A 9428-nucleotide genomic window follows, 5' to 3' on the forward strand; every position below is an offset into this window, starting at 1 on the left:
TCTGTATCAAAGAACAAATTAATAAAATTCCAAGAGCTATCAGCCAAAACAGATCATCTAGCTTTTTTATAACTATCGGATATTTGTCGTAATCTCTGGCTTTTTGTTTATTATAATTTTCCATTATTTCAAGCCCCTCTTTAAAAATAGATATAAATTTGTAATAGCTTAATCGACAAAAGACTTTTATATACGTTGCCTGACTCTTTCTTCGCGACCTCTTTCCTCGTCATTTTATCCTCCTCGTTAGATAAACAAATAATCTTTCTTAATGTTATTTATATTTACGCTTTTTCGTAAAAAATATTCTTTAATTTCATCATAAATTTTTTGATTATAGAGATAAACGAGATAATATCTTGGATAAACGGGTTTGTTCCTAAACCATCTGCCATATGAGGGGCGTGCGATCCTAATAAACGGCAGAGCCCTAAACCCTTTTAAATTCCTATTTATAAACAGATAAAGTATTAAATTTAATAAAAATCCGAATAAATATGTAAAGAATACCGCTATAAAAAATATATTCCACCATGTTACGCACATAAAAATAGCGATAAAGTATAAAAATATCTTTTCAGATTTTCCTATCTCATATAAACTTGCCAAAATTCCGATAGAGAAATTTAAAGATAAAGCGTTTTCATCAATTTCGCAGCGTTTTTCAACTAAGTCGTCGCTAATAAATTCTATATAATTGTTTGTAAATTTTATCTCTTGTCTAGGGCGGATTACGGCAAATATGGATATTATAACTATAGATAGTAAAATAATGAATAAAATAGCAAAATACTGAACTATATCAATATCATCATGATTTATAAAATCTATAATCAAAAATGCATGTAGCGTAGAGATCGGCAATAATAGGACTAAAGACAAATATACAAAAAATTTTTCATAATTTTTGATTGCTATCGGATCTTTGTCATAATCTCTAGCCTTGGAATTTTGCTGCAAAGAGCCGCTATCATCCGAGATAAAATTTTGCTGCTTTGCGTTGTTTTCACAGGCAGAATTCTGAGCCGCTTCGGCTTCTAATTCGGCTTTTAAATTTAAAGCGCCAGGATCGGAATTTATGGTTTCAGAATTTGAAGCTTCGGAATTTGAAGATTTATAATTCAGGGATTTAGAATTTAAGATTTCGGAATTCGGAGGTTCAGAATTCAGGAATTCAAAATTCGAAACTTCAAAATTTGAGGCTTCGGAATTCTGGATTTCAGAATTCGGGGCTTTAAAATTTTCGCCGTTAGAATTTTGTACCAAGCCCCGCTTCGGCTCTTGATGCCGCTTTTGTAGTAGCTTTTTTAATTCCTCAAGCCTGCTTTGATCCATTTGCCGCCTTTAAATTTAATGGACGCGCCATTTTATATTCTCGCCGCTTAAGGCTCAGTAAATTTTACCGCGTGTCCGTCGCGCGCAGGCAAGCCCGACGAACCGAAACGATGCCGACGGATCAGGCGCCGCGAAACCGCCTTTTTGTACAAAGCTTTAATCTGATCTGCGGGCCAAATTTCATCTCAAATCGCACAACCGCCTTCTGTGCCGGCGCTTGTCGCGTGAGATCACGCCCGAATAAGCATCATATCCGCCGCGGGCCGCACCGAGGCTTCGACGCCGTGCGGAAAAAAAGGCTCGGACGACAAAAGCCGCGCCTAGCCGTACAAATTTAGCGCGAGCTCGGCCGCTCAAGGCACTTGCAAATTTTATCTATACTTTAGCGTCTGTTTGCAAGCTCGCACAGTCCTTGCGCAGTGCGCCGAAATGGGGTGTCGCCCAATCCGATACAAAATCTAAAACGCGCCAAATCCGGACGATCTAGGCCTTAAAAATGCACTTTAAATTTCGCCCAAAAGCTTCTGCCCGGCTCATAAAGCCTCGTGCCGTTCGGGATAGTTTCGTAGCCTGCGATACCGCCGCCGTAGCCGCCTTTTGAGTTATGATAGGCGTATTTGGCGTCGTTTAGGTTTTCCGCCGCTAGCAAAAATTGATAATTTTTATATTTATAGCCCGCGCTTAGTCCTAGCGTCCAGAAGCTATCGCTCTTGCCCAGATCCATGCCGCCCACGTCGCCGTAGCCCTTTTGTGCGCGGTTTTGCGACGCGTTAGCGTAGAAGTCGGCTTTGACGAACCAGTCTGGCTTTTCTAAGCCGGCGCTTAGTTTAAACGCTAGAGGCGAAACCTTAGGCAGCGCGTCGCCGTCTTTTAGGCCGCCCGCGTTTTTGGTCACCTTGCCGTAGACGTAGGATACACCCGCCCCCAGTCTAAATATATCGGCCAGTAGCGTATCGCCCTCGATCTCGCCGCCGTATAGCAGGGCGTCGGTATTAAAGGCGTCTGAGGACATGCCCATAGGATTATATTTTAGCATGATATAATCATCCATCTTTGAGACGAAAAAATTCGCGCTTAGTTCGTAATTTTGATCTTTTAGTACGGCGCCAAAATCCAGCTGAGTATTTCTTTCTTTACGTAGCTCTAAGTTCGCGTCCTTGTTCGTTTCCCAGTGATCAGGTAGTCTTTGTGCGTGCCCTAACCCAGCATAAAGCGTTAAATTTTGCAGATATTTTTCGTATCTAAAAAATCCTGAAAATAAATTTTCTTTCCTGCTCTTATGCGTTTTTAGCAGCCTTCTCTCGCCCGCGTCCAGCCTAAGTCCGCCAAAAAGCCCGTAGTCGTTTTCTAGGACGTATTCGTTTTGAGTGTAGATCGTTTTATACGTTACCTTGCGCTCTTTTACGTGCGGCTTTGATACGGCGGCGTCCATTTCGGCTTTAGATACGCCGGCTCCGCCCGTTCCAGCGCCTCTCCACTTAAATACATCCTCAGAGTACCCAGCGCCAAGATAGCTTGTTAGATTGTCGAAATTTAGCTCGCCTTCTAGCTTAAAGCCGTACATATCGCGTATCGGGTGGCTGATGCTATATCCCTTGCCGCGCCCCGTGCCCGGCACCACCGGACGCATGGTGAAGTTGTCCATTATGTGATCGATCTGATGATAGTACGAACTTAGCCTGATCTTGTGCTCGCCGACGTCTTGTTCAAATTTGAGCCCGAAAGATTTACGGTCAAACTGCACGCCGTCTCTCATCCTGTCCGCATACGCCGCTTCGCCCTCGCCCAGGTCCGTGCTAAGCTGAATGGCGGTAGAATCGGTAGGCGTGATCGTGCCCACGAGCGAGACGCTGTTGCGTTTATAGTGCGTATGCATTTTCTGTCCGCCGCCGCTTTTATAGTCGCCGCTCTCGTAATGTCCGCCCGAGATCTGCAAGCTGCCCCATTCATTGCCCACGACGGCGTCGGCTACGGTTTCGAAGCGTCTAAAGCTTCCGCCTAGCACGCTAAAATTCCCGCCGAATTGCGTTTTATCTAGTCTTAAAATATCTCGATCGAAGAAAATACCGCCGCTGATGAGCGCTCCATATCTGACGTCCTGCGGACCTTTGACGATGCGCACGGAGTTGTAGTTTTGCGCCGAGATGTAGGTGATGGGCGTATCCATACGCATGCCGCAGCCGCCGTTTAGCGTGCTGCCGTCGATGAGCACGGGCAGTCTGGACGCCGTCTGCGAGCGGTAATAAACCTCGCTGCCGCCTCCGCCCTTGCGCTCCATCGAAAAGCCGCTTAAGTTCAAAAGCGATTTTGCGATGTCGCTGTTTTCTAAAATAGTGTCTTTACCCGCGATCTCCACCTTCGTGGGCTCTTGCAAGATAGATTTTTTAAAATTCGACGATACGATTATCGTGCCTAAATTTACGTCCTTGCTCGCAGCATCGTCTGCGCTCAAGGCGCCGCATAGCAAAACCCCCGCCACAACGTAAGATAACTTCATTTTTGATCCTTTGGATATTATGATAAACGATTGCGAAATTTAATCACAAAAAATATTAAATTTATATTAAATTTAATATTTTAAAAAGTTAAAATTTTACGCCGTAAATCCCAAGCCGAAGGGCGCTTCGGAAAAATATATAGCGATCCTTTAATCGCTAGAATTTAAATTTCCTAAATTCTATCTTTTTGTTGAAAATCGACATCGTGCGTTGAAGATTGCTTATATCTTTTTGCATCGTCTGCATAAAATAATCTCTCAGCTGCACATACTCCTCTTTATTTGCCATCAAAATATTTAGTATCTCGACCTCGGCGTTTTCCTTATAAAGCACAAGCTGATCGTGAAGACCGAAAAAACTAAGGCTACCGTTGCGTAGGTGCATAATAGCCTTTGCTCCGAAAATTCCTGATGCGGCTAAAACAAAAATACACAATATATCAGTTATGCTTTCGCCGATTGTCATATCGTATGCATCGGCGGCAAAAATTAATAAAATCCAAAGAAGTAGTGCTATTTTTATAAACCAATTTACCCTTTGTCGCATACTGTGTCTGCAATCAAAGCTAATCACCATTGCGCCTATGCTGTTTAGTTCGAAAATTTTGCGAATTTTGTTTTTATGATAATACAGAATTTTATCGTTTCTAAACTCAAAATACATACCGTCTTTATCCCTAATTACGGTCAATAATGAAACTAATATAAATGGAAGCATTCGAAAGGTCTTAGGACTAACGGGATTTACTATGGTAGCAAAAGTAAAAAATATAATAAATCCTATCAGTAGCGCCGGAAATTGATAAATCATAAATTCGTAATAAGTATGGTCTTTGATGATTATCGGCTCTTTGTCGTAGTCTCTAGTTTTAGAATTCTGCGATAAGGCGCCGCTATCATCCGAGATAAAATTTTGCTGCTCTACATTATCTTTGGCGGTAGAATTCTGATCTATTTTACTTTCTAAATTTAAAGCGTCAGAATTTGTAGCTCTAGAATTCAGGGATTCAGAATTTGAAGCTTCGAAATTTGAAACTTCAAAATTCGAAACTTCAGAATTCTGGATTTCAAAATTCGTGACTTTAAAATTTTCGCCGTTAGAATTTTGTTCCAAGCCCCGCTTCGGCTCTTGATGTCTCTTTTGTAGTAGCTTTCTTGGTTCCTTAAGCCTGCTTTGATCCATTCTTGCCCCCAATAAGGCGTTTCAACCTCGCTTATTTTTGCTTGCGCTCTTCATCGCCGCTAGCTCCTGCGCCAAAAATTCCCCCGTGTAGCTACCCGTCTTTTTGAAATCTTTCGCGAGCTTTTCTGGGGTGCCGCAAGCGACGATCTGTCCGCCGCCCTCGCCGCCCTCGGGTCCCATGTCGATGATGTAATCGCAGTTTTTGATGACGTCTAGATTATGCTCGATCACAAAGACGGAATTTCCCAGATCGACCAAATGATGTAACACCGCTACCAGGCGATCTACGTCTGCAAAATGTAGCCCCGTCGTGGGCTCGTCCAGGATATAGAGCGTGTTGCCCGTATCGGTGCGGCTTAGCTCTTTGGCGAGCTTGACGCGCTGTGCTTCGCCGCCGCTAAGCGTCGTGGCGGGTTGGCCTAGCGAAACGTAGCCGAGCCCGACGTCCGCGAGCGTTTTTAGCTTTTGATAAATTTTAGGCACGGCTTTGAAAAACTCGAGCGCCTCGTCGATACTCATCGCCAAAACGTCGGCTATGCTTTTGTTTTTGTATAAAATTTCAAGCGTCTGCGCGTTGTATCTCGTGCCGTGGCAAACGTCGCAAACGACGCTGATATCGGGCAGGAAGTGCATCTCGATCGTGATCTCGCCCTCGCCCGCGCATTTTTCGCAGCGCCCGCCCTTGACGTTGAAGCTGAAGCGGCCGATCTTGTATCCGCGCAGCTGCGCTTCCTTCGTCGCGGCAAAAAGCGCGCGGATCTCGTCCATCACCCCCGTGTAGGTCGCGGGATTGCTGCGCGGGGTGCGTCCGATCGGGGTTTGATCCAGATAGACCACTTTATCTAGGCTCTCAAGCCCCGAAATTTTAGCGCCCTTTACCGCGTGCACCTTTCTAGCGCGATTTAGCTCCTCAAGCGCGGTAGGCAGTATGGTTTGCAGCACCAAGGAGCTCTTGCCGCTGCCGCTAACGCCCGTGATGCCGACTAAATTTCGCAGCGGAAATTTCGCGCAAAGGCCGTGGATGTTATTGATATTTACGTTTTTGATGCTAAGCCAAAGCTCCTGCTTACGGTGCTTTTGGTAGTTTATCTCCTTTTGGTTGTTCAGATACAGCGCGGTTTGCGTATTACTTTTAAGCAGATGCGCGACGTCTCCTGCGAATACGACCTCGCCGCCTAGATTGCCCGCTCCGGGGCCTATATCTACGACGAAGTCTGCCGCCTCGATCGTCTTTTTATCGTGCTCGACGACGATTACGGAATTTCCCTTTTCCTGTAAGCTTCGTAGCGTCTTGATGAGTTTTTGCGTATCGCGCTCGTGAAGTCCGATGCTAGGCTCGTCGAGCACATACATCACACCGCTAAGACCCGAACCGATCTGGCTTGCGATACGGATACGCTGCGCCTCGCCGCCGCTAATGGTGCGCGCATCGCGCCCCAGCGTGAGGTATCCAAGCCCCACGTCCTTTAAGAAAAACAGCCTCTCATTGATCTCTTTTAGGATCGGCGCCGCGATCTGCGCGTCCTTTTCGCTTAAATTTGAAAACCGCTTCTCGTCGCTGAAAAATTCCACGCAGTCTGCAATACTCATATTTATCACGTCGCCGATGCCTTTCCCCGCGACCTTTACGGCGAGGCTTTCGGGGCGCAGGCGCAGCCCGCCGCAGTCGGGGCAAATTTTTTCGCTCATATAATCGTCCAGATCGCTTTCGTTTTTGAGCAGATCGTAGGCGTATTTGATCGCGCCCTCAAATTTACGCACGAGCTTGTGTTTTTTCCAGTAAAAATCGATCTCTTTGACGCTGCCGTAGAGAATCAGCTTTTTTTGCTCCTCGCTTAAGTTTGCATACGGGATTTTGACGTTTATGCCGTTTGCCTCGCAAAACCCGAGCAGAAATTTATAGTAATAACTCTTGTTAAATCCCGACATCACCTTGATCGCGCCGCCCTCGATGGAGGCATTTTCGTTGATGATTTTGCCCAGATCGAGGCTAAATTTTATCCCCAGCCCGTCGCAGCTCTCGCACGCGCCCTTTGGGGAGTTGAAGCTAAACGCGAGCGGCTCGAGCGGCTTGAATGAAATTTTACAATCAAAGCACGCCATATGCTCGCTGTAGTGGATCAGGCTCTGCGCAAGCCCCAGCTCGGCGGCATTTGCGATCTCCACCTCAAGCTCGCCGAAGCTGAGCTTGAGCGCCTTTTCGACGTCGCTTGCGATACGGATGGAATTTTCCTCGTCTATGATCGTGCGGTCGATGATGACCTTGATCGAGTGTTTTTTCGTCTTGCTTAGCTCGATCTCCTCATCCAGCCGCACCAGTACGCCGTCGATCTGAGCGCGCACGTAGCCCTGCTCGCGCAAGCTTTGCAACATATCGGCGAAGCTGCCCTTTTTCTCGCGCACCAAGGGCGCTCCCAAGATCACCTTTGCGCCGCGCGGCAGCTTCATAATCTCGGCGATGATGTCGCTGGAGCTCATCTTTGAGATCGGCTTGCCGCATTTATGGCAGTGCTGTACCCCCACGCGCGCATATAAGAGGCGCAGATAGTCGTAAATTTCGGTGATCGTGCCCACCGTAGAGCGCGGGTTTTTCGACGTTGTTTTTTGATCGATCGCGATCGCAGGCGTCAGACCGTCGATCTTATCGACGTCGGGCTTGCCTACGCGGTCTAAAAACTGCCTCGCGTAGCTGCTTAGGCTCTCGACGTATCTGCGCTGCCCCTCGGCATATAGCGTATCAAACGCCAGCGTGCTCTTGCCGCTGCCGCTAAGACCTGTAAAAACGACGAGTTTGTCCTTTGGAATTTGCAAATTTATATTTTTCAGATTGTGTTCGCGCGCGCCTGTGATGGTGATGAGATCGTTCATTTTCGCCCTTTTGTGCAAATTAATCTTACATTATAGCTCAAATTGTTAAAATTGCGCTTTTGGAAGGGGCGGCGATGATACTAATCTGCACGGCTTTGCGCTGCGAAGCCCAAGCGATAATCGAGAGTTTTAAACTTACGCGCAGCGGCGATCTGTTCGCAGGCGAGCAGATGCTTCTATACATCTGCGGCGTGAGGTTTGGAGTTAAATTTGAAACGGGCGCTGCAGGCGGCATAGAAATAGAATTTAAGAGCGAACCCGGCGCGGAATTTGTTCGCCGTGCCGATGCAGATGTAGAATTCGGGCGCGAGGAGCGGCGCGGCGCGGACGTGAAATTTGAGCATCGTTTGGGCGCGGGCGCGCTCTGCGGCGTCGATGCAGAGGTCGGTTCTGCGCGAAATGCGGCTGAAAATTTTGAAATTTTAAATTTTGATTCCACGCAGAATTCAGAGCGCTTTGGTGAAATTTTACTTTCGCGGCGCGTGGACTTTGCGCTAAACATAGGCGTCTGCGGCTGCGAGGATAAAGGCGTGCGGATCGGCGAGGCATTTTACTTTGATGGTACGGCAGCGCAGGAATTTTGCGGCGAGGACGGATCGGAGCTTTACGGCTCGCAGGCAATGGGACGCGGCGTGCAGGCTCCTAAATTTCAAAATGTTTGCGAGCAGAAATTCCACGATATGGGCTCGTTGGAATTTTACGGCGCGAGTTTGGACGGCAAGCTGCGGGCAAATTTAATCTGCGTGAGCGAGCCTAAAATTTTAAACGAAGCGGAGCAGACCGATGAGGCAAATATCGCAAAAATCGAGACATGCGGCGAGATAAACGCACAAGCCCCAACGCAAGGAACGAACGGCGCGGCAGATACAAAAAATTTCACGCAAGGCGCGTCTCAGACTGCGGCACAAAGCGCGACGCAAGTCGAGGCGAAAAATTTAGCGAGCGCAAAACCCTCACAAATCGCGGTAGGTGAGTGCAGCGCTGCGACGAATACCACAGTACGAGCAATACAAAATACGCCGTGCACGGCAAAAGACACTACTTGCGAGCGCGCAAATCGCGATATCAGGCTTTATGATATGGAGAGCGCGCTTTTCGTGAACGCTTGCGAACGCGCGGGCGTGCCGTGGGCGATGATGAAGATCGTAAGCGATCATCTGCGCGGCGAGCGACTTAGCAAAAGCTTCGTCTATGAGCTCGTAAAGGCGCGCCTGCCGCAAATCCGCGCCGCGATAAAGGGCAAAATTTAACCACGAGGGCGTATGCAAAAAACCGAGCCGAGAGATAAATTTGGCTTCATATGCCGAATACGACGCGAAATTTAAAGGTATTGCGGAGGCGTAGGAGAAACGATGAAAATAAAAGACTCTTATCTGTATTTTGCCCTCTTGGCGTGCGCATGCATCGCGGTTTGCGCGTATGTCGCGGCGGATCTGTTTGCCGATCCGCCCTCGCTAGTCTTTTTAGCCCTTTTGTTCGCATTTGCCTGTATCGGGCTATGGCTAAAAGACGCTCTAATAGGCGCGCGCTACCTATTTTACTGCG

General features: G+C 47.3%; 6 protein-coding genes. 2 read left to right on the plus strand and 4 right to left on the minus strand.

The genetic code is table 11. The annotated features are described in order from the left end of the window. Positions 1 to 246: 246 nt before the first annotated feature. From Q0614_RS07910 to uvrA, 4 genes are all read right to left on the minus strand, one after another. Positions 247 to 1335 (minus strand): hypothetical protein, encoded by a 1089-nt coding sequence (locus tag Q0614_RS07910; RefSeq protein ID WP_298787847.1) that lies wholly within the window; start codon positions 1333 to 1335, stop codon positions 247 to 249. Between the two features lie 490 nt (positions 1336 to 1825). After that, positions 1826 to 3832 (minus strand): TonB-dependent receptor, encoded by a 2007-nt coding sequence (locus Q0614_RS07915; RefSeq protein ID WP_298787849.1) that lies wholly within the window; start codon positions 3830 to 3832, stop codon positions 1826 to 1828. Positions 3833 to 3989: 157 nt separating this feature from the next. Further along, positions 3990 to 5015, minus strand: a complete 1026-nt coding sequence (locus Q0614_RS07920) for a hypothetical protein (RefSeq protein ID WP_298787851.1) — start codon at positions 5013 to 5015, stop codon at positions 3990 to 3992. Positions 5016 to 5036: 21 nt separating this feature from the next. After that, positions 5037 to 7883: an excinuclease ABC subunit UvrA gene (uvrA, locus tag Q0614_RS07925; RefSeq protein WP_298787853.1), complete on the minus strand. Its 2847-nt coding sequence runs from the start codon at positions 7881 to 7883 to the stop codon at positions 5037 to 5039. 74 nt (positions 7884 to 7957) lie between these two features. On the opposite strand from uvrA, the gene Q0614_RS07930 reads away from it, so the two are divergent. Together Q0614_RS07930 and Q0614_RS07935 are read left to right on the plus strand one after the other, a co-directional pair. After that, on the plus strand, positions 7958 to 9133 hold the full coding sequence (locus Q0614_RS07930; protein ID WP_298787855.1) for a hypothetical protein: 1176 nt from the start codon (positions 7958 to 7960) through the stop codon (positions 9131 to 9133). 102 nt (positions 9134 to 9235) lie between these two features. Further along, a partial coding sequence (locus Q0614_RS07935; RefSeq protein ID WP_298787856.1) for a hypothetical protein occupies positions 9236 to 9428 on the plus strand: 193 nt, incomplete at its 3' end.

Origin of the sequence: uncultured Campylobacter sp., assembly GCF_937997595.1 — a bacterium.
GTDB lineage: Bacteria > Campylobacterota > Campylobacteria > Campylobacterales > Campylobacteraceae > Campylobacter_B.

Bases quoted from the DNA above. Each gene is read 5' to 3' on its own strand.
- Q0614_RS07910 (WP_298787847.1), bottom strand. From the start codon at position 1,335: ATGGATCAAAGCAGGCTTGAGGAATTAAAAAAGCTACTACAAAAGCGG.
- Q0614_RS07920 (WP_298787851.1), bottom strand. From the start codon at position 5,015: ATGGATCAAAGCAGGCTTAAGGAACCAAGAAAGCTACTACAAAAGAGA.
- uvrA (WP_298787853.1), bottom strand. From the start codon at position 7,883: ATGAACGATCTCATCACCATCACAGGCGCGCGCGAACACAATCTGAAA.
- Q0614_RS07915 (WP_298787849.1), bottom strand. From the start codon at position 3,832: ATGAAGTTATCTTACGTTGTGGCGGGGGTTTTGCTATGCGGCGCCTTG.
- Q0614_RS07930 (WP_298787855.1), top strand. From the start codon at position 7,958: ATGATACTAATCTGCACGGCTTTGCGCTGCGAAGCCCAAGCGATAATC.